Source organism: Azospirillum thiophilum (assembly GCF_001305595.1).
Lineage (GTDB): Bacteria > Pseudomonadota > Alphaproteobacteria > Azospirillales > Azospirillaceae > Azospirillum > Azospirillum thiophilum.
In genome coordinates this window covers 188,716-211,936 of the sequence record NZ_CP012404.1, presented here as the reverse complement: position 1 = coordinate 211,936, position 23,221 = coordinate 188,716, and the positions used below count along the sequence as shown (strand labels likewise).

Genomic DNA, 23,221 nt, shown 5'->3' with positions numbered 1-23,221 from the left:
CCGGCCTTCTTTGAAGTCAATCCACCACATCCGGTTGCTTTTCTTCTTTTTCCAATCGCCCCAGAGAAAGTCATAGGCCCGCATTCAAGCGGAAATATCGTCAGCTCTTCTGCCGAAATCCGGCCCGCTTGTCTCAAATGCAAACGAAAAGACACGATCTGTTCACAAATCGACGCTAAACCGTTCAAAGGAACCAGCGATCATATGCGTGTTGCAATCCGTGAAACCGTGCTGTGGCGGCGGGGGGTTTGGGCATGAAGGCAATCGCGACGGTATCCGGCAGGACTTTGGACGACACCGGCGCCCGGTACCGCTTCTGGACGCTGCGGCGGGCCATGGTGTCGGTGGTGGGCGTGCTGGTGGCGGCGCTGATCGCCAGCCAGGCCTGGGTCTCGCACCGCTACACCGACTTCGCCCTGACCACCTTCAACAGCAGCGCGGCGGCGACGCTGCGGGTGCTGGCCAACGACCGCATCCGCAAGAACTACACGGAATGGCTCCAGGGCCACGCCAACGAATGGAGCCGCGATTCCTTCCTGGTCGACAGCATCAACCAGAAGGATTTCGCCAAGACCACGCTGGCGCTGAAGAACATCAACACCCGCCCCGTCGTCGTCGACCGCGAGGTGAGGCTGGTGTCGATCGCCGTGTTCGACGCCGAGATGAACCGGGTCGCCGGCACCGGCGGCGAGGCGGACAGCGTCGCCACCGTGGCCCCGCTGTTCGAGACGCTGAAGTCCCGCGACATCGCCGACAAGCGCCGCCCCGCCAGCCTGCTGTGGCGCGACGGCCAGGGACGCCCGCTCTACAGCATGATCGTCCCGATCGGCGGCTTCCGCATGCTTGGCTTCCTGGAGGTGGTGACCGATCCCCTCCCCGCCCTGTCCACCCTGGGCGCCGTGCTGGACGCCGACATCCGCGTCACCGACGCCAAGGGCGGGCTGCTGTTCGAATCCAAGGGCGGCGAGCCGTCGGCCCATGCGCAGCTGTCCACCACCACCGTCGCGCTGGGCGGCGACGGCGGCCTGCCCTGGGCGACGGCGGAGATCTCGCGCGACGTCGCCGATTTCGTCGACGCGACGGAGGAATTGCGCAACGACGCCCTCAAGATGGTCGCCGCCTTCGCGCTCGCCGTCGCCATCGCCGCGGCGCTGCTGCTGCGCGTCGCCGTCTTCGCCAACCTGCGCAAGTTCGCCCGCGCCATGGAGCAGATCGCCGCCGGCGACCTGTCGATCGAGGTGCCGCGCACCGGCCGCGACGAACTGTCGGTGATGGCGGCCTCCCTGCGCCGGCTGCGCGGCAGCGTCGAGCAGGTGCTGCTGATGAAGCGCATGGTCGATTCCAGCCCGGTGCCGACGGCACTGCTGCGCACCGATGGGCAGGCGATCCATGTCGGCTTCATCAACCCGGCCGCCCGTGCCTTCTGCGAGGCGCACGGCATCGACCCGGCCGGTCCCGACCTGCTGGGCCAGGGGCAGGAGTTCGCCGCCGAATGCGCCGACCCCGCCCGCCCGCCGATCCCGCGCCGCACCCTGACCGTCGACGAGACGACGGTGGAGGCCCATGTCGACACCGTGTACGACGACCAGGGCAACGTGCTGGGCAAGACGCTGTCCTGGACCGACGTGACCGACCAGGTGCGCTCGGCCGCCTTGTCCCGCCAGCTGATGGAGGACGTGCATCAGGTGGCGTCCGGCGTCGCCACCCAGTCGGGCCAGCTGCGCGAGCTTGCCGACGCGCTGCGCCAGCAGTCGGCGGGCACCATCGACAGCACGGTCACCGCCGGCAACTTCGTCGCCGAGAGCAACCGCAACGCCACCACCTGCAACGGCAGCGCGGAAACGCTGATGGACACCATCGGCACCGTTTCCAGCCTCGCCAACGAGGCGGCCGGCGTGGTCGGCTCCACGCTGGGCGAGCTGACCGCCGCCCGCGGCGTGGTCGACCAGCTGGGCGAGAACACCGACCAGATCCGCCGCATCGTCGACGTCATCACCAGCATCGCCCACCAGACCAAGCTGCTGGCGTTGAACGCCACCATCGAGGCGGCGGTGGCCGGCGAGGCGGGGCGCGGCTTCGCCGTCGTCGCGGCGGAGGTGAAGAAGCTGGCCGAGGAGACCGCCAACGCCACGGTGCAGATCGCCAGTTCGGTCAGTGCCATCAACGGCAGCATCCAGAACACCGTCGGCACCTTCGCCCGCATCTCCGGCTCGGTCGAGCGGATCAACGAGGTGCAGGATCTGATCGGCGAGGCGGTGGCGCGCCAGACCGAATCCTCCACCGACATCCGCAGCCGGGTCGGCGTGATCGCCGGCAACACCGGCGAGGTGGCGGCGCTGATCGACGGGGTGAGCGCCCAGGCGGCCCGCACCGGCGACATCGCCGGTTCGCTGACCCTGACGGCGAACACGCTGGCCGAGGAAGCCGCTTCGCTGCATAGTCTGCTCGGCACGCTGCGCGCCCAGCAGGCGGCCTGATCCCGGCCCGCCCGCCGGTTGCCGGCGGATCGGAGAATCAGGGGCGACAAAGATGGATCTGGTGAGGGGAGTCCGGCGGTTCGGCTCCGTGCCGGCTGCGATGCGGCTGATGGCGGCCGGTCTGATGAAGGTATCCCTGATGGCGACTGCCCTCGCCGTCATCGCCGCTCTCACCGCCACCCAGGCCCGGGCCGCCGACGGCGAGACGCTGGAGCGCATCCACAACCGCGGCGTCCTGGTCTGCGGGCTGCGCAGCGGGGTCAGCGGCATTTCCTTCTCCGACCCGCAGGGGCATCTGGACGGCTTCCTGGTCGATGTCTGCCGGGTTTTCGCCGCGGCGACGCTCGGCAACGCCCAGGCGATCCGCGTCGTCCGCCTGCCCGAGAAGCCGCAGGAATATTCCGCGGTGGAAAAGCACGAGGTCGACGTGGCGCTGACCACCACGACCTGGACCTTCAGCCGCGACATCTCCTACGACGTCGAATTCCTGATGCCGCTGCTGCATGACGGGCAGGGCTTTGCCATCCAGAGCGAGGGCCCGCCGCCGCCGCTCGACCGGCTGGGGCCGCGCACCGTCTGCGTGAAGACGGCGACCACCACCGTCCTCAACCTGGAGGACCATATCCGGAAATCGGACCTGCCCTGGACGATCCGCACCTTCCAGACGCTGGACGAGGCGCTGCAGGCCTTCCTCGCCCATGAATGCGACCTGCTGACCACCGACCGCACGGTGCTCATCACCTCGCTGGCCGGCTACCGTCAGGCCGGGATGGGCATCCACATCTATCCCGACGTGATCTCGCGCGAGCCGCTGACTCCCTACATCGCGCGCGGCGACCGCAACTGGTACGACATCACGCGCTGGATCCTCCACGCCATCATCCTGGCCGACGCCAGGGGCGTGACCGCCGCCGACGTCCAGGCCGGCCGGATTCCCGACGATCCGGAGCTTCACCGCATGCTCGGCCATGCCGGCACCGCCGCCCGCACGTTGGGACTGCCCGACGACTGGGCCTTGCAGGCGCTGGCCCAGGTCGGGAATTACGGCGAGATCTTCGACCGCAACCTCGGCATCCCCTACGGCATGGACCGCGGGATGAACAGGCCCTGGACCCAGGGCGGCCTGCTCTATTCGCCGCCGTTCCGGTGAAACACCCCCCTCACGCCGCCAGCGCCACGCCCAGATGCCGTTCCAGCAGCGCCGAATCCGTCTTCGCCTGCTGGGCCGGGCCGGCATGCACCACCCGGCCTCGGTCGAGGAAGACCACCCGGTCGGCGAAGTCCAGCGCCCGGTCGACCTGCTGCTCGACCAGGACGATGGTCATGTCGAGCCGCGACAGCGCCGCCATCAGCAAGTCGCAGATGACCGGCGCCAGCCCTTCCAGCGGTTCGTCCAGCAGCAGCACCGTCGGCTTGCCCAGCAGCGCGCGGGCGACCGACAGCATCTGCTGTTCGCCGCCCGACAGCTCGCCGCCGCCGTTGCGCCGCCGCTCGCCCAGGCGCGGGAACAGCTCGTACGCTTCCTCCAGCGCCGAGCGCGGCCGGCCCTTCAGCCCGGTGACGAGGTTCTCCTCGACCGTCAGCGACTTGAAGACGTCGCGCGTCTGCGGGACATAGCCGAGCCCGGCCGCCGCCCGCGCCGAGCTGGCCAGCCCGCCCAGTTCCACCCCGTCGAGCCGGATGCTGCCGCCATGGCGGGTCGTCTGCCCGACCAGCGTTGCCAGCGTCGTCGTCTTGCCCACCCCGTTGCGGCCGAGCAGCGCGATGCGCCCGCCCGCCGGCACGCCGAACGAGATGCCGTCGAGGATCAGCGTCTTGCCGTAGCCGGCCTTCAGGCCGGTGACCTCCAGGGCCCCGGCGGACTCAGTGTGCATTGGCACGGCTCCCCAGATAGACCTCGCGCACGCGCGGGTCGGCGACGATCTCGCTCGCGGTGCCGCTGCACAAGAGCCGCCCCTGCGCCAGCACGACGATGGTTCTCGCGAACCGGAAGACCAGATCCATGTCGTGCTCGATCATCAGCACCGCCAGATCCTTGGGCAGCCGGTCGATGGCGTCGAGGATGCGCTGGCTTTCCGAATGGGGCACGCCGGCCGCCGGCTCGTCCAGGATCAGCACCTTGGGCTTCATGGCGAGCGCCAGCGCGATCTCCAGCAGCCGCTGCTGCCCGTAGGCCAGCGAGCCGACCGCGATGTGCGCCACGGGGGCCAGCCCCATGCTGTCCAGCAACTCCGCCACCTCGTCGGCCAGCCCGGCCATCTTGGCGACGCTGGCGAACAGCCGGAAGGTGCGGCGGTCGCGCTGGAGGACGGCCAGCTCCAGATGCTCGCGCACCGTCATCGACTTGAACAGCCGTGCCACCTGGAAGCTGCGGATCAGGCCCAGCCGCACCCGCTCGGCCGCCGCCAGCCTGGTCACGTCGCGGCCGTCGAGCCGGACGGTTCCGGCGCTGGGCGGGATCACCCCGGTGACGAGGTTGACGAAGGTGGTCTTGCCGGCGCCGTTCGGCCCGATCAGGGCGCAGCGGTCGCCCGCCTTCAGCGTCATGGAGATGTCGGACGACACCTGGAGGCCACCGAAATTCTTGCTCAGCCCCTCGACCTCCAGCAGCTTGGTCTCGCCGATCACGCCGATACCGGGAGCGGTCGCGCTCATCGCGGATCTCCTTTGGCCCGTTCCCCATCATCGGAGGCCCCTGCGCGCGGGCGCAGCAGGACGGCCAGCCGCCCTCCGACCGACACGATGCCGCCGGGCAGGAACAGGACGATGCCGATCAGGAACAGGCCGATGAAGGCCATCCAGTGGAAGGGGTCGCTGGCCGCCAGGATGTGATGGATTCCCATGAAGGCGGCGGTGCCGATCACCGCGCCGTAGAGCCGTCCGGTGCCGCCCAGCACCAGCATCACCAGCGCTTCCGCCGACCAGGAGAAGCCGGCGCTGTCCAGCCCGACGATGCCGCTGGTCACCGCGGTCAGCCCCCCGGCCACCCCGGCGAAGACCCCGGCCACCGCATAGAGCGCCACCAGATAGGCCTTGGGCGAGCCGCCGATTGCGGAAATCCGCAACGGATCCTCCTTCACCCCGCGGCAGGCCAGCCCGAAGGGCGAGCGCACGATCCGCCGCGCCACCACCAGCCCGACCACCAGCACCGCCAGCGCGAACAGGTAGGAGGTGCGGCCGACCATGTCGAAGCGGAACATCCCCAGCACCGGCGCCGGGTCGATGCCCGACAGGCCGTCGCTGCCGCCGGTCCAGTCGCGCGCCTTGTTGGCGACCTCCTGCACGATCTGCCCGACGGCGATGGTCAGCATCAGCAGGGTCAGCCCGCGGGCATGCAGGATCAGGGCGCCGGTCGCCAGCGCGATCAGCCCGCCGGCGACGCCGCCGACCGCCAGCAGGGCGAAGGGATCATCGATCCAGTTGACCGCGGCGATGCCGGCGGCATAGGCGCCGGTGCCGAACATCGCCGCCTGCCCCAGCGTGGCGATGCCGCCATAGCCGAGCACGAGGTCGAGCGACAGCACGAACAGCGCCGCCGCGGCGATCCGGGTCAACAGCCCCAGATCCTCCGGGAAAACCCAGTAGGCGGCCAGCCCGGCGGCGGCGACCAGCGGGATGCCGATCCAGTCCAGGATGCGGCGCCCGGCCGGCGGGATGCGTCGGGTCATGCTGTCGCTCCGGGTGTCGCTCTGGGGGCCGGTCCGCCCGGCGACGCTCGTCATGCCGTCCTCCCTTTGAAGAAGCCGTGGGGCCAGCGGAACAGGATCAGGATCAGGGCGGCGTAGAAGAAGAACTCGCCGAAATTCGGGATCAGGTATTTGCCGGCGGTATCGACGATGCCCAGCGCCAGCGCCGCCGCGGCCGAGCCGAAGATGCTGCCCGCCCCGCCGACCGCCACCACCGCCAGGAACAGCACGATGTAGCGGATGGCGTAATAGGGCTCCAGCGGCAGCAGTTCCGCCCCCAGCACCCCGCCCAGCGCCGCCAGCCCGGTGCCGAGCGCGAAGGTCGCCAGATAGAGCCGCTCGGTGCGGATGCCGAGCGCCGCCGCCATCGCCGGATCGTCCACCGCCGCGCGCAGCCGGATGCCGAAGTCGGTGCGCTCCAGCAGCCACCACAGCCCGACCAGCGTCAGCGCGCCGGCCGCGATGACGAAGGCGCGATGCGTCGGGATCGCCTTCGGCCCGAGCGAGACGGTGCCCTGCAGCAGCTCCGGCAACGGGATGCGCTTCAAGGTCGGGCCGAACAGGTAGTTGATGCCGGCGACGATGACGAAGGTCAGGCCGATGGTCAGCAGCACCTGCGCCAGCTCGTTGGCGGACCCGTAGATGCGGCGGTACAGCAGCCGTTCCAGCGGCAGCGTCGCCAGCACCGTCAGCGCCACGGCCACCACCAGCGCCGCCGCATAGGGCAGCCCGGCGACCTGCGCCGCATAGGAGGCGACATAGCCGCCGACCATGGCGAAGGCGCCGTGCGCCAGATTGACCACCCGCATCAGCCCCAGCGTCACCGACAGGCCGACGGAGATGATGAAGAGGATCATGCCGTAGGCGACACCGTCGACGGCGATCCCGAACATGGTTTCCATGATGTGCGTCCGTCCGGCCCGTTAACGGTGGCTGCCTTACGGCTCCCCCCTCACTTCCCGACTTTGTACCCGTAGTCGGGCTGCTTCTCGAAGGCGGCCTTCTCGACATTCTCGAAGGCGTCGCCGACCTTCTCAACGGTGCGCAGATAGATCGTCTGGGTGACGTGGCGGCTGACCGGGTCGATGGTCAGGGGCCCCCGCGGGCTTTCCCAACTCATGCCCTTCACCGACTCCACCGCCTTGGCGCCGTCGATCTTGCCGCCGCCGTTCCTGATCATCTGGTAGATGACATGGGTGCCGTCATAGGCGCCGACCGAGGTGAAGGTGACGCTGTCGCTCGACCCGAACAGCTCCTTGTGCTTGGCGATGAACGCCTTGTTCATCGCCGAATCATGGGCGCGGCTGTAGTTGAAGGTGGTGGTGATGCCCAGCGCCGCGTCGCCCAGCGTCGGCAGGTCCGGTTCCTGGGTGATGTCGCCAGGGCCGAAGAACTTGATCCCGGCCGCCTTCAGCCCGGTGTCGTTGAACGACTTGGCGAAGCCCAGCGTGGTCGGCCCGGCCGGCAGGAAGGCATAGACGGCCTCGGCGCCCGAATCCTTGATGCGCTGCATGAAGGGGGCGAAGTCGTTGGACTTCAGCGGCATGCGGATGGTGTCGACCACCGTGCCGCCATGCTTCTCGAAGGTGGTCTTGAAGGCGGTCTCGCCGTCGATGCCGGGGCCGTAGTCGCTGACCGCCGACACCGCCTTCCTGATCCCCTGCTTGGCCATGTATTCGGCCAGCGGCACGGTGTTCTGCCACAGGGTGAAGGAGGTACGGACGTAGCGCGGCGACTTTTCCGTGATGGCGGAGGTCGCGGCGTTGAAGATCACGCAGGGGATGTTCGCCTCGTCGATCAGCGGGGCGACCGCCAGCGCGTCGGGCGTGAAGAAATAGCCGGCGAGGAAGGACACCTTCTCCTTGACGATCAGTTCCTGCGACAGCGCCTTGCTTTGTGCCGGGTTGGCCTGGTCGAGATCCTTGTAGATGAACTCGACCGTGTCGTTGCCGACGGTCTTGCCATGTTCGGCCTGATAGACCTCGATCGCCTCCTTGAAGGTCTTGCCGACCAGGGCGAACGGCCCGGAGAAGGGCGCCACGACGCCGACCTTGATGGTGGCGGCACCGGCAGGACCGGCCGCCAGCGCCAGACCGAATGCCGCACCCAGCAGCGCAGTGCGCAGAGTCCTCGTCATCGTTCCTCCCACATGTGACCATATTATGGATGCCGGAACGCGCAGCCCCGGTCGTCGACTGTTCCGCCCAGCGTACTGAGGGGCGAACGAACCGTCAAGTGCGATATTAGAAATAAGGGGCGATAAACGCCCATTTATAGACTTGGATTTAATATGTTGATTCAAAACATATTAATCCCTCTCTCTCATCGCCATCACCGGATTTTCCTCATATTGCACCGCAATATGGGCGTATATCGCACACCTATTGGCTTATTCGCCCTTGACAGCGCCGGGCGTCGCCGCTCACTCTGTGCGTAAAGACGGATATTTGTGCGATTTTCGCACATTCGGGAGGTCATATGGCGCATATCACGCCCTTGCGCGAGGCGGTGGCGAGCCTCGTGCGCGATGGCGACACCGTCGCCCTGGAAGGGTTCACCCACCTGATCCCCCATGCCGCCGGGCATGAGATCGTCCGCCAGGGCCGCCGCGGCCTCACGCTGGTCCGCATGACCCCCGACCTGATCCACGACCAGCTGATCGGCATGGGCTGTGCCGCGAAGCTGGTCTTCTCCTGGGGCGGCAATCCCGGTGTCGGTTCTCTCCACCGTTTCCGCGACGCGGTCGAACAGGGCTGGCCGCAGCGCCTGGAGATCGAGGAGCACAGCCACGCCGGCATGGCCAACGCCTATGTCGCCGGCGCCTCCAACCTGCCCTTCGCGCTGCTGCGCGGCTACACCGGGTCCGACCTGCCGAAGGTCAATCCCAACATCCGCTTCGTCGAATGCCCCTTCACCGGGGAGAAGCTGGCCGCCATTCCGTCGGTCCGCCCCGACGTGACGGTGATCCACGCCCAGAAGGCCGACCGCCGCGGCAACGTGCTGCTGTGGGGAATCCTCGGCGTCCAGAAGGAGGCCGTGCTGGCCGCCAAACGCTCCATCGTCACGGTCGAGGAGATCGTCGACGATCTGGAGGCGCCGCCGAACGCCTGCGTGCTGCCGGGCTGGGCATTGTCCGCCGTCTGTCACGTTCCCGGCGGCGCCTATCCGTCCTACGCGCAAGGCTATTCGGAGCGCGACAACCGATTCTACAAGGCATGGGATCCCATCTCCCGCTCGCGCGAGACCTTCCGGTCCTGGATGCAGCGGCATGTCCTGGACACCGACGATTTCGCCGGCTTCCGCCGCGTGCTGGCGGAAAGCATGAAGGAGGCCGCGTGATGAGCGCCGAAACCACCACCGAGACCACCGCCGAAACCGCCGGCTTCACCGCGACCGAGATCATGACGGTGGCGGCGAGCCGCCTGCTGAAGAACGGCACCGTCTGTTTCGTCGGCATCGGCCTGCCCTCCACCGCCGCCAACCTCGCGCGGCTGACCCATGCGCCGGACGTGGTGCTGATCTATGAGTCCGGTCCCATCGGCGCCAAGCCGACGGTGCTGCCGCTGTCGATCGGCGACGGCGAGCTGGCGGAGACCGCCGACACCGTGGTCGGCACGCCGGAGATCTTCCGCTACTGGCTGCAGGGCGGGCGGATCGACGTCGGCTTCCTCGGCGCCGCCCAGGTCGACCGCTTCGCCAACATCAACACCACCATCATCGGTCCCTACGACGCACCGAAGGTGCGGCTGCCCGGTGCCGGCGGCGCGCCGGAGATCGCCTCCCAGGCCAAGGAGGTCTTCATCGTCCTGAAGCAGAGCCCGAAGGCCTTCGTCGCCAAGCTGCCCTTCGTCACCTCCGCCGGCCATCTCGACGGCGGCGACGCCCGCGCCCGCGCCGGCATCCCCGGCGCCGGGCCGACCGCGGTCATCACCGACCTCGGCATCCTCACCCCCGACCCGGTGACCAGGGAACTGACCCTGACCGGCATCCATCCCGGCGTGACGGTGGAGCAGGTGACGGCGGCCACCGGCTGGGACCTGAAAATCTCGCCCGACCTGAAGACCACCGCGATCCCGGAGGCCGGAACGCTGGCGGCGCTGCGCGGCCTCCTGGCCCGCACCGCCGCCGCCCACGGCATCTCCCAGGGGCAAACCGGCGGGGAAGGATAAGACCATGCGTGACGCCTACATCTGCGACGCCGTCCGCACCCCCATCGGCCGCTATGCCGGCGCCCTGTCCGCCGTGCGCGCCGACGATCTCGGCGCCGTGCCGATCCGCGCCCTGATGGCGCGCAACCCCTCGGTCGACTGGGCCGCGGTGGACGATGTCATCTATGGCTGCGCCAACCAGGCCGGCGAGGACAACCGCAACGTCGCCCGCATGGCGGCGCTGCTGGCGGGCCTTCCCGACAGCGTGCCGGGCACGACGATGAACCGGCTGTGCGGCTCCGGCCTCGACGCGCTCGCCACCGCCGCCCGGGCGATCAAGGCGGGTGAGGCCGAGCTGATGATCGCCGGCGGGGTCGAGAGCATGAGCCGCGCCCCCTTCGTCATGGGCAAGGCCGACAGCGCCTTCTCGCGGTCCGCCGAGATCTTCGACACCACCATCGGCTGGCGCTTCGTCAACCCGGCGATGAAGGCGCTCCACGGTGTCGATTCGATGCCGGAGACGGCGGAAAACGTCGCCGACGACTGGGGCATCTCGCGCGCCGACCAGGATTCCTTCGCGCTGCGCAGCCAGGACCGCGCCGCCCGCGCCATCGCCGGCGGCAGCATGGCGCGTGAGATCGTCCCCGTCACCATCAGGACCCGCAAGGGCGAGGCGGTGGTGACCACCGACGAGCATCCCCGCGCGACGACGATCGAGGCGCTGTCCACCCTCAAACCAATCGTCCGCCCCGGCGGCACGGTGACCGCCGGCAACGCGTCGGGGGTCAATGACGGCGCCGCCGCCCTGCTGGTGGCGTCCGAAGCGGCGGTGGCGCGTTTCGGCCTGACGCCGCGCGCCCGCATCGTGGGCGGCGCCACCGCCGGCGTTCCGCCGCGCGTCATGGGCATCGGCCCGGCGCCCGCCACCCGCAAGCTGCTGGAGCGGCTCGGCCTGACCATTGCCGCCATCGACCTGATCGAGCTGAACGAGGCCTTCGCCGCCCAGGCGCTGGCCGTCCTGCGCGAGCTTGGCCTGCCCGACGATGCCGCCCATGTGAACCCGAACGGCGGCGCCATCGCGCTCGGCCACCCGCTGGGCATGAGCGGCGCCCGTCTGGCGACCACCGCGGTCAACCAGCTCGAGCGATCCGGCGGCCGGACCGCGCTGTGCACCATGTGCATCGGCGTCGGCCAGGGCATCGCGGTGATGATCGAGCGGGTATGAAGCGCCAGAAAGCCAGCCCCCCACCTATCCTCCCCCACTGGGTGGGGGAGGGACTGCCGCCACTTTCCCGAACAGGCACTTGTCCCCTCCCCCGCCCAGCGGGGGAGGGTTAGGGTGGGGGCACCGTCAGCCGACGCCCATGCATCGCAACCACCGAAGGTGGAGTCCCCATGCCCTTCATCGAAGCAGCCGGCATCACCCAGCATTACGACCTGACCGGCCCGGCCGATGCGCCGGTGCTGCTGTTCGCCAACTCCATCGGCACCAGCTTCCACATCTGGGATGCCGTGATGCCCCACCTGTCGCAGCGCTACCGCATCCTGCGCTACGACATGCGCGGCCATGGCCTGACCCAGGCGACGCCGGTCACCGGGGACTCCGGCTACAGCATGGATATGCTGGCCGACGACGCCGCCGGCCTGATGGACGCGCTCGGCATCGCCCGTGCCCATGTCTGCGGCCTGTCGATCGGCGGCATGATGGCCCAGCGCCTCGCCGTCAAGGCTGCGGACCGCGTGCATGGGCTGGTGCTGTGCGACACCGCCGGGCAGATCGGCCCGCCGTCGGTCTGGACCGACCGCATCGCCGCCATCCGCGCCCGCGGCATGTCCGCCATCGCCGAAGGCGTGATGGCGCGCTGGTTCACCGCCGGTTTCCGCGACAGCCGCCCCGACCAGATCCGCGGCTACACCGCCATGGTCGCCCGTATCTCCGAGGACGGCTATGTCGGCTGCGCCATGGCGATCCGCGACGCCGACCTGCGCGCCGACACTGCCGGCATCAAAGCCCCGACCCTGGTGATCTGCGGCGAGGAGGATGTGGTGACCCCGCCCGACCTCGCCCGGGAGCTGGCGGCCCGCATCCCCGGCGCCCGTCTCGAACTGCTGCCCGGCGCCGCCCATATCCCCGGCGTCGAGAAGCCGGCGGAACTGGCGGCATTGATCGACGGCTTCCTGGGGGAGCTGACATGATTGACGAGGATCTCCACGACCGCGGCATGGCGGTGCGCCGCAAGGTGCTGGGCGACGCCCATGTCGACCGCGCGCTGGAGCGGGCCACCGGCTTCGACGCCGATTTCCAGGAGTTCATCACCAAGGCCGCCTGGGGCCAGATCTGGACGCGGCCGGGGCTGGACATCCGCACCCGCAGCATGCTGACCATCGCCATGCTGGCGGCGCTCGGCAAGGATGGCGAGCTGAAGCTGCACATCCGCGCCACCCGCAACACCGGCGTCACCCGCAACGAGGTGAGGGAAATCCTGATGCAGGCCGCGGTCTATGCCGGTATCCCCGCCGGAAACCACGCCATCGCGCTGGCCCGCGCCGTCTATGCCGAGATGGACGAAGAAGACGCGACCGAAGCGGCGCGGAAGGCCTGACCACCATGGCCGACATCCGCCATGCCGACCCGCTGCTCGACCCGCTCTTCACCACCGACGCGGCGGCCGACGCCTTCTCGCCCGCGGCAAGGCTCCAGGGCATGCTGGATTTCGAGGCGGCATTGGCGCGGGCGGAGGCATCCGCCGGGGTGATCCCGGCCGGCGCCGTTCCGGCCATCGAGGCGGCGTGCCGGGCCGATCTCTACGACCCCCACGCGCTGGGGGCGGAGGCCGCGCTTGCCGGCAACACCGCCATCCCGCTGGTCAGGCATCTGACCGCCATGGTGAAGGCCGCCGACGAGGAGGCGTCGCGTTTCGTCCATTGGGGCGCCACCAGCCAGGACGCGATGGACAGCGGCCTGATGCTGCAGCTTCGCCGCTTCCTCGACGGGCTGGACGCCGATCTGGCGGAGCTGGCCGACGGGCTGGCGGCGCTGGCCGACCGCCACCGCGCCACTCCGATGGTCGCCCGCACCTGGCTGCAGCATGCGCTGCCCACGACCTTCGGGCTGAAGGCGGCGGGCTGGCTCGACGCGCTCGGCCGCGACCGGCAGCGGCTGGCGGCGGCGCGCGGCCGGCTGGCGCTGCAGTTCGGCGGGGCGGCCGGCACGCTGGCTGCGCTGGGCGAAGCCGGCCCGGCGGTGGCCGAGGCGCTGGCAAGGGACCTGGCCCTCCCCCTGCCGGCCCTGCCCTGGCATGCCAGCCGCGACCGCATCGCCGAACCTGCCGCCGCGCTGGGCATCCTCGCCGGCACGCTGGGCACGCTGGGTCGCGACATCGCGCTGATGATGCAGATGGAGGTGGGCGAAGCCTTCGAGCCCGCCGTTCCCGGCCGCGGCGGTTCCTCCACCATGCCGCACAAGCGCAACCCGGTGTCCTGCGCCGTGCTGCTGTCCTGCGCCATCCGCGCCCCGGCGCTGGTCGGCGGGCTGCTGGCCGCCCAGGTGCAGGAGCATGAGCGCGGGCTGGGCGGCTGGCACGCCGAGTGGCAGGCGCTGCCCGACCTCTGCCGCCTCGTCGCCGGGGCCGCCCGCCATGCCCGCGAGACGGTCGCCGGCCTGACGGTGGATGCGGAGCGCATGCGCGCCAACCTGGACCTGACCCGCGGCCTGATCCTGGCCGAGGCGGTCGCCATGGCGCTGGGCGAGCGCATGGGCCGGCTTGCCGCCCATTCCCGCATCGCCGACGCCAGCCGCCGCGCCGCCGAAGCCGCCCGCCCCCTGCGCGACGTGCTGGCGGAGGATGCGGAGGTGGTGCGGGCGCTGGGCATGGACGGGCTGGACCGTCTGTTCGACCCGCTGCGCTACACCGGCTCCGCCGCCCATTTCATCGACCGCGTACTGGACAACCACAGGCAAACACAAGGTCGGCAAAGCTGACCGCTCCCAAGGAGGGAACCTCAAGATGGATACGGCCGTTCGAGAGGCGGAGGGCGATTTCGGCCCCCGCGACTGGGCGCAGCATCCGCCCTACCTGTCGCCGCTCTACAAATCGACGGTGCTGCGCTCGCCGCGCAAGCCGCTGATCCCGATGAAGCAGTGCCTGTCGGTGCGGACCGGCCCGGTCTTCGGCCATGACAGCGTCGATGCGCTGGACAACGACCTGACGAAGAACGGCCGGGTCAACGGCGAGCCGGTCGGCGAGCGCATGATCGTCACCGGCCGCGTGCTCGACGAGAATGGCCGGCCGGTGCCACATACCCTGCTGGAGATCTGGCAGGCGAACGCCTGCGGCCGCTACGTCCATCGCTGGGACCAGCACGACGCGCCGCTCGACCCCAATTTCTTCGGGGCCGGCCGCTGCATCACCGACGCCGAGGGGCGCTACCGCTTCACCACGATCAAGCCCGGCGCCTATCCCTGGGGCAACCATCACAATGCGTGGCGCCCGGCCCACATCCATTTCTCGCTGTTCGGGCCGTCCTTCCTGACCCGGCTGGTCACCCAGATGTATTTCCCGGGCGATCCGCTGCTGCCGCTCGATCCCATCTACAACGGCGTGCCGGAGGGTGCGCGCGAGCTGCTGGTCTCGCGCTTCTCCATCGACGTGACAGAGCCGGTGTGGGCGCTCGGCTACGAGTTCGACATCGTCCTGCGCGGACGCCAAGCCACGCCGATGGAGGGCTGAAACCGATGAGCCAGACGCTGAAACAGACCCCGTCCCAGACCGTCGGCCCCTATTTCGCCTATGCCTGGACACCGGAACTCTACGGCCGCCGCCCGCTGGCGACCAACCGGCTGGCGGCCCGCGACATGCCGGGCGAACACATCCGCATCGAGGGCATCGTCCATGACGGCGAGGGCACGCCGATCCGCGACTGCGTGGTCGAGATCTGGCAGGCCGGTGCCGACGGCAAGCATGCTCCCGGCGCCGCCGGCTTCGGCCGCTGCGGCACCGACGATGCGGGCCGTTATTTTTTCGACACCGTGAAGCCGGGCTCCCACGGCGACGGCCACGCCCCGCATATCGCGGTGACGGTGTTCGCCCGCGGCATGCTGAGCCACGCCTTCACCCGCCTGCACTTCTCCGACGAGGCGGCGGCCAATGCCGAGGATCCGGTGCTGGCGACCGTGCCGGACGACCGCCGCGACACCCTGATCGCCCAACGGGCCGAGACGCCGGGCGGCGTGGTCTACCGCTTCGACATCCATCTCCAGGGCGAGCGGGAGACGGTGTTCTTCGACTGCTGATGCCAACGGCTCCTGATCCTGACAGGCCAGGATCAGGAGCCGTTGGCGGCGTGGGCCGCCCTTCTCAAGCCTCGCGGATCGTCACCACGAAACGCTGAACCTCCTGCCGCAGCCGGGCCGACTGGTGCGACAGCGCGTCGGCGGCGGCACGGGCCTGGGCCGCCATGCTGCCGGTTTCCCCGGCGGCACGGGTAACGCCAACGATGTTGGCCGACACCTCGCGCGTGCCGCCCGCGGCCTGCTGGACGTTGCGGCTGATCTCGCGCGTCGCTGCCCCCTGCTCCTCCGCCGCGGCGGCGACGGCGGTGACCGTCTCGCTGATGCCGAGGATGGTGCGGCCGATGGATTGGATGGCGCCGACGGCATTGCCGCTGACCGCCTGCATCTCGGCGATCTGGGCGGCGATCTCCTCCGTCGCCTTGGCGGTCTGGTTGGCGAGGTTCTTCACCTCGCTCGCCACCACGGCGAAGCCCTTGCCCGCTTCACCCGCGCGGGCGGCCTCGATGGTGGCGTTCAGGGCCAGCAGGTTGGTCTGGCCGGCGATGGACTGGATCAGGCTGACCACATCGCCGATCTTCTGCGCGGCCTGCGCCAGCCCGGCGACGGTGCCGTTGGTCCTTTCGACCTCGCCCACCGCATCGTTCGCCATCCGGGAAGAGGCGGCGATGCGCTGGTTGATCTCCTCGATGGAGTGGGCCAGCTCCTCCGCCGCGGCGGCAACCGTCTGCACATTGGCACTGGCGACGTCGGCGGCACCGGCGACGGCGGAGGCCTGGGCGTTGGTCTGCTCGGCGATGGCCGACAGCCCTTCGGAATCGGCGCGAATCCGTTCCGCCTGCTCGGTCACCCCGGCGACCACGTCGCCGACCGACCCCTCGAAGCCGGCGGCCAGACGGGCCAGCTCCTGCTTGCGCCGTTCGGCCGCCTGCGCATCGTCAAGGCGGCGCTGCTCCTCCATCTGGGCGACGCGGCCGGCATTCTCCTTGAACAGCTGCAGCGCCGTGTTGATCGCCCCGATCTCGTCGGCACGGTCGCGGTCGACCACCTCGACGTCGCGCCGGCCGGCGGTCAGCGCCTGCACAGTCACGATGATCCGGCGCAGCGGCCGGCCGACGATGGCGCGGGTCGCCAGCCACAGCGCCAGCAGCAGCCCGGCGGCCAGGGCCAGGGCGCCCACGGCGATGAAGGTTCGCAGTTCCTGCTTCGGCGCCTCGATCCTGTTCATCGGCAGGTTGACCAGAACCGCCCAGGGTGTGGCCGACCGGCCGACCGTCACCGGCAGGAACAGCTGGCGCACCTCCGTGTTCAGGCTTTTCGACACCGAATATTGCGCGAAGTCCCGCCCGTCGCGGATGGCCGACAGGGCATTCTTCAGCCGTTCGTTGGTCTGGTCGATGGGTTTGCCCAGATGGTCGCGGTTGGAATAGCCCGCCCACAGTCCGCCGTTGGAGATCAGGAAGACCGAACCCGTATCGAAGGGCTTGGCCGACTTCAGCTCGTTCCAGATCTCGTCGGTGGCGATGTCGACGCCGGCGACGCCGATGAATTTTCCGCCTTCCATGATCGGCACCACCAGCGACACCATCAGGATGCTCTTGCCGGCGACGACATAGCTGTAGGGCTCGACGATCACTTCCCGGCCGGTGCGCTTGGCCTGCTGGTAATAGAGACCGTCCGGCCCGGGATCGTCATAACCGACCAGAGCCTCCAGTTGGACCTTGCCGCCGCCGCGGTTCCAATAGGGAATGAAACGGCCGCTGGGATCGCTGCCAGGACTGTTGACGAAGGCGGAATCCTTGCCGTCCAGCGCGTTCGGCTCCATGCCGACCCATACGCCGATCAGGTTGCCGTTGCTCTCCAGCAGGCTTTTCAGCCAGTCGTTCAGCGTGCCGCGATCGGCGACCCCGTTTCGCTTCAGGCTCAGCAGCGTGGTGCCCATCAGCCGGCTGATGTCCAGGGCATCGTTCAGCCGGCGTTCGACGACCGCCGAATGGTACCTGCCCAGTTCGTCCCCCGCCTTGAAGGACAGCGCGTCGGTGTCGGCGCCGCCCTTGGCTGAGATCCCGACCGTGCCTGCTCCCAATCCGATCACCAGAACCAGGCCGATCGCCAGCACCAGCTTGGTGACCAACGGCAGCTTCCCGAACATCGCAAACCCCATCCATAGCCGACTCGACGTATTACCATCGCCTGATGCACGGGGTTGCGTCCAGAAAAAGAAGATAAAATTTTATAAGTGTCACAAGGAGCGCGGATAACGATTATCATAATCGTTCTGCGTTCTGAAATATCAGTGCTCAATAACAACAATGGTATTTCGCCACTCCATACCGGTCATATCCCTTGCATCTCCGACCGCACTTCACCTGCCGCCCCAATGGGATAAGGAAAAGGGGCGGCCCGGCTTTCCGGACCGCCCCTTCCGTCATCGGTGCTGCGGCGTCGTTGCTTACTTGCGGGCGGCGGCGATGGCGGCCTGGATGTCCTTCAGGACGTCGGCACCACCCTCGGCGGCATACTTGTCGAAGGCGGGCTTGACCATCTCGCGCATGCGGTCCAGCTCGGCCGGGCTCAGCTCGTTGATCTGCATGCCCTTCTCCTTCAGGTAGGCCACGCTCTGCGCCGAGGCGTCGCGGCTGTCCTTGCGCTCGAACTCGCGCGAGGCGACGGCGGACTCGTTCAGGATCTTCTTCTCGTCGGCCGACAGGCCGTCGTACCAGCGCTTGCTGGCCAGCACGATCCACGGGCTGTAGACGTGGCGGGAGATGGTCAGGTACTTCTGGACTTCATAGAACTTGGAGGACTGGATGGTGGTGACCGGATTCTCCTGGCCGTCGACCGTGCCGGTCTCCAGCGCGGTGAACAGCTCGGAGAAGGCCAGCGGCACCGCGTTGGCGCCAAAGCGGTTGAACATGTCGATGTAGACCGGGTTCTGCATCACGCGCAGCTTGATGCCACCCATGTCCTCGATCTTGGTGATCGGCCGCTTGCTGTTGGTCAGGTTGCGGAAGCCGTTCTCCCAATAGACCAGCCCGACAAGACCCTTGTCGTTCAGCGCCTTCAGCAGCTTCTCGCCGAACGGGCCGTCGAGGACGGCGTCGGCCTCCTTCTCGTTGTTGAACAGGAAGGGCAGGTCGTAGACACCGAAATCCTTGACGATGCCGACGAGCGTGGCGGTGGAGCCCACCATCATCTCCTGCGCGCCGCCGATCAGGGCGTTCTGCATCTGGATGTCGCTGCCCAGGCTGGCGTCGCCGAAGCCCTTCATCTTGAACTTGCCGCCGCTGCGCTTGGACATCTCCTCGGCGAGGAACTTGACGGCGCGGCCCTGGTTGCTGCTTTCCGACAGGCCGTAGCCGAAGCGGATGATGCGGGTCTTGACCTCCTGCGCCGAGGCGGTCGTCGCGGCGGCGACCGGGGCGAGCAGGGCGGCGGCGAGGCCGGTGGCGAGCAGAAGCTTGCGGAACATGGTGGGGACTCCCTTCTTCAGGCGTTTCGTTGTGATTGGTCTTCGAGGGTCAGTGGAACATGTGCAGCGGGACGGTGACGATCTCCGGCACGGCGATCAGCAGGCCCAGCAGGACGATGTAGGTCAAAAGGAAGGGCCAGATGCCCTTGGTGGCGCTTTCCAGCGAGATGCGGGCGACGCCGCACACCACGTTCAGCACCGTGCAGACCGGCGGATGGATCAGGCCCAGCGTGCCGACCAGGACGAACATCACGCCGAAATAGGCGGGGTCGATGCCGGCCTTGATCGCCAGCGGGGTCAGGACCGGGCCGAGCACCAGGATGGTCGGCGTCAGGTCCATCACCGTGCCGACGGCCAGCAGCAGGAAGGCGATGGCCAGCATCAGCAACTTCGGATGGTCCATCAGCGGGGCCAGCAGCTCGGTCATCTGCTGCGGCAGGTCGGCCAGCGTCACCATGTAGGACGACACCAGCGCCGCGGCGCACAGGAACATCACCGTCGCCGTGGTGCGCGCCGCCTGGACCAGCAGCGGGACCAGCTGCGGCAGCGTCACCTGACGGTAGACGAACAGCGCGACGAACAGCGAATAGACGGCGGCGACCACCGCGGCCTCGGTCGGCGTGAAGATGCCGCCGCGCAGGCCGCCGATGATGATGACCGGCAGGGCCAGCGCCCACACGCCGTCGCCCAGCGCCTTCAGCCGCTCGCGCCCGCTCGCCTTGGGCTGCAGCTTCACCGTCATGTCGCGCACCACGAACATCCAGGCGCCGACCAGGCCGATGCCCATCAGCAGGCCGGGCACGATGCCGGCCATGAACAGCGCGCTGATCGAGGTGTTGGTGGTCACGCCGAAGATGATGAAGGGCATGCTGGGCGGGATGATCGGGGCGATGATGCCGCCCGACGCGATCAGGCCGGCCGAGCGCGGCACCGGATAGCCGTGGTCGCGCATCATCGGGATCAGCAGGGTGGCGAGCGCCGCGGTGTCGGCGATGGCCGAGCCGGACAGGCTGGCCAGCATCACCGACGCGCCGATGGTGACGTAGCCGAGGCCGCCCTTGATGTGGCCGACCAGGCTGACCGCCAGGTTGATGATGCGCTGGGAGATGCCGCCGGCATTCATCAGCTCGCCGGCCAGGATGAAGAAGGGCACCGCCATCAGCGGGTAGTTGTCGGCGCCGCTCAGCATGTTCTGGGCGACCAGCTGGGCGTCGAAGAAGTCGAGGTGGACCATCAGCGCGACGCCGGTCAGCATCAGCGCGAAGGCGATGGGCATGCCGAGCAGCATGAAGCCGAACAGCGAACCCAGGAAAATGGTGAGCGTCATGGCGGCGTCTCCGTCCGCAGAAGTCTTGCGACGTTTGTCTTGGGGACTGGGTTCAGTGCTTGGCGGCGGCGGTTTTGCCGCCCTGGACGCCCGGTGCCGGCGCCGGCGGCGCCACCGCGGGGCCGTGCGACTCCGGATGGTCCAGCGTCGTGTCGGGATCGCCGGGAACGCGGGCGTCCGGCTGGTCGGTGACGATCTTCCACAGGTTGGTCAGCACGGTCAGCGCCATGGCGATGGCCGGGAAGAAGCCGGCGGCGGCGTAGAAGGCCATGGGGAAGCGCAGGACGGTGGAGAAGGTCTCCATGCCGATCAGCAGCTGGATCCAGCTGCCCTGTATGAACAGCCACAGGGCGTACAGCATCAGCAGATGCGCGATCACCGCGCAGATGCGGCGCACCTTGGCCGGCAGGCGGCTCTGCAGGATCTCCAGCCCCAGATGGCGCTGGTGGCGCAGCGCCACGGTGGCGCCCAGGAACACCAGCCACACGAACATCAGCCGCGCGATCTCTTCAGCCGCGACGATGCCGCTGTTGAAGATGTAGCGCAGGACGACGTTGCCGAAGACAAGACCGACCATGACCGCCAGCATCAGCGCCATGATCCATTCGGTGATCCGCTCCAGCAGATCCGCCACGCGTTTCATGCGTTCCTCCCGGCGGCTACGCCGCCATTCCTTGGCCCAGCGGCCGCGCCGCCACTATTTGCTTTGTCACAGCCACCGGTCAGGCGGGCATACGCATCGGCGACGATGGCATCGGCCGGCAGCGTCACCTCATAGGACAGGACGCACTCGTCCTCGGCCGGCGGTTCCAGGTCGGCGAACTGGCTGTCGACCAGGGCCGTCGGCATGAAATGGGCGGTGCGGGCCCCCATGCGCGACAGGATCAGCGCCTTGTCGCCGAACAGATGCAGGAACACCACCTTCCCGCTGTCGCCGCGCAGCCGGTCGCGATAGCGCCGCTTCAGCGCCGAACAGGCGACCACCAGCCCGCGGCCCTCGCGGTCGGCATCGGCGATGAAGCCGGCCAGCGTGCCCAGCCAGCCGTCGCGGTCGGCGTCGGTCAGCGGGATGCCGGACGACATCTTGGCGATGTTGGCCGGCGGATGATGCGCGTCGCCTTCGACGAACCCGACACCCAGCGCATCGGCCAGGCCTTGGCCGACACTGGACTTGCCGCAGCCGGCCACGCCCATCACCACGACGACCGGCGGGGCGGCGGGCGGCGGCGCGGCGGACGGCGCCCCGGCGGACTGCACAAGGGGCGGCACAATGGGGGGACCGTTCATGAGCCTTTTGTTCCCGATTCCCGGGTGCGCGGCGGCATCGCAGCGTCGTTGCGACACCGCCGCGCACTGACATATCAATGTTAGCGCTATCATCGCAAGGTCACCTATTGCTTCACAGCCCATAGGCCGGAATGCGTGGATGACGTCCAGGCGAGATGGCGATACTGTTAGCGCTAACCTTGACGCCGGTAAAGAGTTTTGTTTGAGTTGCGGACGAACTGAGGAACGGAGCCGGAGGATGCGGGCGAAGGCCCTGCGACGCCGGCGGCTCTTGTGGCCCATGATACGGGACTGTAATCAGCCGGTCCGCGCGACCCTTCGTCGCGCCGGCCGGAATTGGAAGGACGGACCCTCGTGACGACGCATGGCGGTGATCGGGTGCCCCCCCTGACGGTCAAGACGCGCAAGCCGCGCTCCTCGCGCACCGGGCGCGCGACGATGGCGGACGTGGCGGAACGGGTGGGCGTCAGCGCCATCACCGTGTCGCGCGCCTTCAAGCGGCCGGAGCTGGTGATGCCGGAGCTGCGCCAGCGCATCCTCGACACCGCCCAGTCGATGGGCTACGTGCCGAACCAGGCGGCCAGCGCGCTGGCGTCGGCGCGCTCGATGACGGTGGCGGTGCTGATCCCGTCGATGACCAACATGGTCTTTGTCGAGACGCTGGCCGGCATCCACGACATGCTGCTGCCGCGCGGCTACCGCGCCCTGATCGGCGTCACCCACTATTCCCCGGAGGAGGAGGAGCGGCTGATCCGCACCTACCTGCAGTTCCAGCCCGACGGCATCCTGCTGACCGGCACCGACCACACCGAGATCGCCCGCACCTACCTGTCGGCGCTGAGCAGCCCGACCGTCCACATGATGGAGCTGCTGGACGATCCCGACAGCCTCAGCGTCGGCTGTTCGCAGGAAGAGGGCGGCCGGCTGATGACCACCCACCTGCTGGAGCGCGGCTACCGCCGCATCGGCTTCGTCGCGGTGCAGCTCGACCCCCGAACGCTCGCCCGCCTGGACGGCTACCGCCGCGCGCTGGAGGAGGCCGGCCTGTATGACGAGAAGCGGGTGTGGCGCCTGCCCGACCCCTCCTCCATCCATCTTGGGGCGGCGATGATCGACCGGCTGATGGCCGAGAACAGCGACTGCGACGCCGTGTTCTTCTGCAACGACGACCTGGCGCAGGGCGCGCTGTTCCAGTGCCAGCGCCGCGGCATCCGCGTGCCCGGCCAGCTCGCCGTCGCCGGCTTCAACGACCTGCCGGCCTCGGCCTGGACGACCCCGACCCTGACCACCGTCGCCACGCCGCGCTACGCCATCGGCCGCCATGCCGCCGCCATGCTCATCGACCTGATGGACGGCAAGGAGCCGGTGCAACGCCAGCTCGACCTGGGGCTGACCTTCATCGCGCGGGAGAGCACCTGAGGGGTTGCGGCGTCTTGCCCCCTCCCCATCCCTCCCCCGCTCTCGGCCGGCCGAAGGCCGGTCCGATCACGGGAGAGGGGGTAGGAGCTTTGCAGAAGTACGGCAACGGTTCCCT

The 23,221-nt window shown here is 68.8% G+C and carries 21 protein-coding genes; 11 read left to right on the top strand and 10 right to left on the bottom strand.

Annotated elements, in window-relative coordinates; all coding sequences use genetic code 11:
- The first annotated feature begins 254 nt into the window (after positions 1 to 254).
- Both AL072_RS23810 and AL072_RS23805 read left to right on the top strand, forming a co-directional pair.
- The gene (locus tag AL072_RS23810) at positions 255 to 2,477 is read left to right on the top strand and encodes a methyl-accepting chemotaxis protein (RefSeq protein ID WP_045583637.1); all 2,223 of its coding nucleotides are present in this window, start codon (positions 255 to 257) and stop codon (positions 2,475 to 2,477) included.
- A gap of 139 nt (positions 2,478 to 2,616) precedes the next feature.
- Positions 2,617 to 3,627, top strand: a complete 1,011-nt coding sequence (locus AL072_RS23805) for an amino acid ABC transporter substrate-binding protein (RefSeq protein WP_245636999.1) — start codon at positions 2,617 to 2,619, stop codon at positions 3,625 to 3,627.
- Positions 3,628 to 3,637: 10 nt separating this feature from the next.
- On the opposite strand, the gene AL072_RS23800 is transcribed toward AL072_RS23805, so the two are convergent.
- From AL072_RS23800 to AL072_RS23780, 5 genes are read right to left on the bottom strand one after another with little or no spacing between them, the layout of a single operon-like run.
- Complete coding sequence (locus AL072_RS23800) at positions 3,638 to 4,351, bottom strand: ABC transporter ATP-binding protein (RefSeq protein WP_045583638.1); 714 nt, start codon at positions 4,349 to 4,351, stop codon at positions 3,638 to 3,640.
- Complete coding sequence (locus AL072_RS23795; RefSeq protein WP_045583639.1) at positions 4,341 to 5,132, bottom strand: ABC transporter ATP-binding protein; 792 nt, start codon at positions 5,130 to 5,132, stop codon at positions 4,341 to 4,343. The genes AL072_RS23800 and AL072_RS23795 overlap by 11 nt, the downstream gene beginning before the upstream one ends.
- Entirely contained in the window at positions 5,129 to 6,199 is a 1,071-nt protein-coding gene (locus AL072_RS23790; protein WP_063840370.1) for a branched-chain amino acid ABC transporter permease, read from the bottom strand. Before AL072_RS23790 ends, AL072_RS23795 begins: the two co-directional genes overlap by 4 nt.
- Positions 6,196 to 7,065, bottom strand: coding sequence for a branched-chain amino acid ABC transporter permease (locus tag AL072_RS23785; RefSeq protein ID WP_045583640.1), 870 nt, complete (start codon positions 7,063 to 7,065; stop codon positions 6,196 to 6,198). Before AL072_RS23785 ends, AL072_RS23790 begins: the two co-directional genes overlap by 4 nt.
- A gap of 50 nt (positions 7,066 to 7,115) precedes the next feature.
- Positions 7,116 to 8,300, bottom strand: a complete 1,185-nt coding sequence (locus AL072_RS23780) for an ABC transporter substrate-binding protein (protein WP_144428357.1) — start codon at positions 8,298 to 8,300, stop codon at positions 7,116 to 7,118.
- Positions 8,301 to 8,641: 341 nt separating this feature from the next.
- Here AL072_RS23780 and AL072_RS23775 point away from each other — a divergent pair, with 341 nt between their 5' ends.
- From AL072_RS23775 to pcaG, 8 genes are all read left to right on the top strand, one after another.
- Positions 8,642 to 9,502 carry a CoA transferase subunit A gene (locus tag AL072_RS23775; RefSeq protein ID WP_045583641.1) on the top strand — a complete coding sequence of 287 codons (861 nt, stop codon included), beginning with the start codon at positions 8,642 to 8,644 and terminating at the stop codon, positions 9,500 to 9,502.
- Entirely contained in the window at positions 9,502 to 10,332 is an 831-nt protein-coding gene (locus AL072_RS23770; RefSeq protein ID WP_045583642.1) for a CoA-transferase subunit beta, read from the top strand. Before AL072_RS23775 ends, AL072_RS23770 begins: the two co-directional genes overlap by 1 nt.
- Positions 10,333 to 10,336: 4 nt before the next feature.
- The gene (gene pcaF, locus AL072_RS23765; protein WP_045583643.1) at positions 10,337 to 11,536 is read left to right on the top strand and encodes a 3-oxoadipyl-CoA thiolase; all 1,200 of its coding nucleotides are present in this window, start codon (positions 10,337 to 10,339) and stop codon (positions 11,534 to 11,536) included.
- Between the two features lie 170 nt (positions 11,537 to 11,706).
- Positions 11,707 to 12,507, top strand: a complete 801-nt coding sequence (gene pcaD, locus AL072_RS23760; RefSeq protein ID WP_045583644.1) for a 3-oxoadipate enol-lactonase — start codon at positions 11,707 to 11,709, stop codon at positions 12,505 to 12,507.
- A complete protein-coding gene (gene pcaC, locus AL072_RS23755) occupies positions 12,504 to 12,914 on the top strand; it encodes a 4-carboxymuconolactone decarboxylase (protein WP_045583645.1) in 411 nt (136 codons plus the stop codon). Before pcaD ends, pcaC begins: the two co-directional genes overlap by 4 nt.
- 5 nt (positions 12,915 to 12,919) lie before the next feature.
- Entirely contained in the window at positions 12,920 to 14,293 is a 1,374-nt protein-coding gene (locus AL072_RS23750) for a 3-carboxy-cis,cis-muconate cycloisomerase (protein ID WP_045583646.1), read from the top strand.
- A 25-nt stretch (positions 14,294 to 14,318) separates the two neighbouring features.
- Positions 14,319 to 15,041: a protocatechuate 3,4-dioxygenase subunit beta gene (gene pcaH / locus AL072_RS23745; protein WP_045583647.1), complete on the top strand. Its 723-nt coding sequence runs from the start codon at positions 14,319 to 14,321 to the stop codon at positions 15,039 to 15,041.
- Between the two features lie 5 nt (positions 15,042 to 15,046).
- Positions 15,047 to 15,604 carry a protocatechuate 3,4-dioxygenase subunit alpha gene (pcaG, locus tag AL072_RS23740; RefSeq protein ID WP_045583648.1) on the top strand — a complete coding sequence of 186 codons (558 nt, stop codon included), beginning with the start codon at positions 15,047 to 15,049 and terminating at the stop codon, positions 15,602 to 15,604.
- Between the two features lie 64 nt (positions 15,605 to 15,668).
- Here the strand turns inward: pcaG and AL072_RS23735 are convergent, their stop codons facing one another.
- The 5 genes from AL072_RS23735 to AL072_RS23715 all read right to left on the bottom strand — a co-directional run bounded on the left by AL072_RS23735 (position 15,669) and on the right by AL072_RS23715 (position 21,687).
- Complete coding sequence (locus AL072_RS23735; protein ID WP_045583649.1) at positions 15,669 to 17,753, bottom strand: methyl-accepting chemotaxis protein; 2,085 nt, start codon at positions 17,751 to 17,753, stop codon at positions 15,669 to 15,671.
- A 300-nt stretch (positions 17,754 to 18,053) separates the two neighbouring features.
- Positions 18,054 to 19,073 carry a TRAP transporter substrate-binding protein gene (locus AL072_RS23730; RefSeq protein WP_045583650.1) on the bottom strand — a complete coding sequence of 340 codons (1,020 nt, stop codon included), beginning with the start codon at positions 19,071 to 19,073 and terminating at the stop codon, positions 18,054 to 18,056.
- 49 nt (positions 19,074 to 19,122) lie between these two features.
- Positions 19,123 to 20,400: a TRAP transporter large permease gene (locus AL072_RS23725; protein ID WP_045583651.1), complete on the bottom strand. Its 1,278-nt coding sequence runs from the start codon at positions 20,398 to 20,400 to the stop codon at positions 19,123 to 19,125.
- 52 nt (positions 20,401 to 20,452) lie between these two features.
- Complete coding sequence (locus AL072_RS23720) at positions 20,453 to 21,043, bottom strand: TRAP transporter small permease (RefSeq protein ID WP_045583652.1); 591 nt, start codon at positions 21,041 to 21,043, stop codon at positions 20,453 to 20,455.
- Positions 21,040 to 21,687, bottom strand: coding sequence for a gluconokinase (locus AL072_RS23715; RefSeq protein WP_052710173.1), 648 nt, complete (start codon positions 21,685 to 21,687; stop codon positions 21,040 to 21,042). Before AL072_RS23715 ends, AL072_RS23720 begins: the two co-directional genes overlap by 4 nt.
- A gap of 354 nt (positions 21,688 to 22,041) precedes the next feature.
- Here AL072_RS23715 and gntR point away from each other — a divergent pair, with 354 nt between their 5' ends.
- Entirely contained in the window at positions 22,042 to 23,106 is a 1,065-nt protein-coding gene (gene gntR / locus AL072_RS23710) for an HTH-type transcriptional regulator GntR (protein ID WP_245636998.1), read from the top strand.
- Positions 23,107 to 23,221 lie beyond the last annotated feature (115 nt).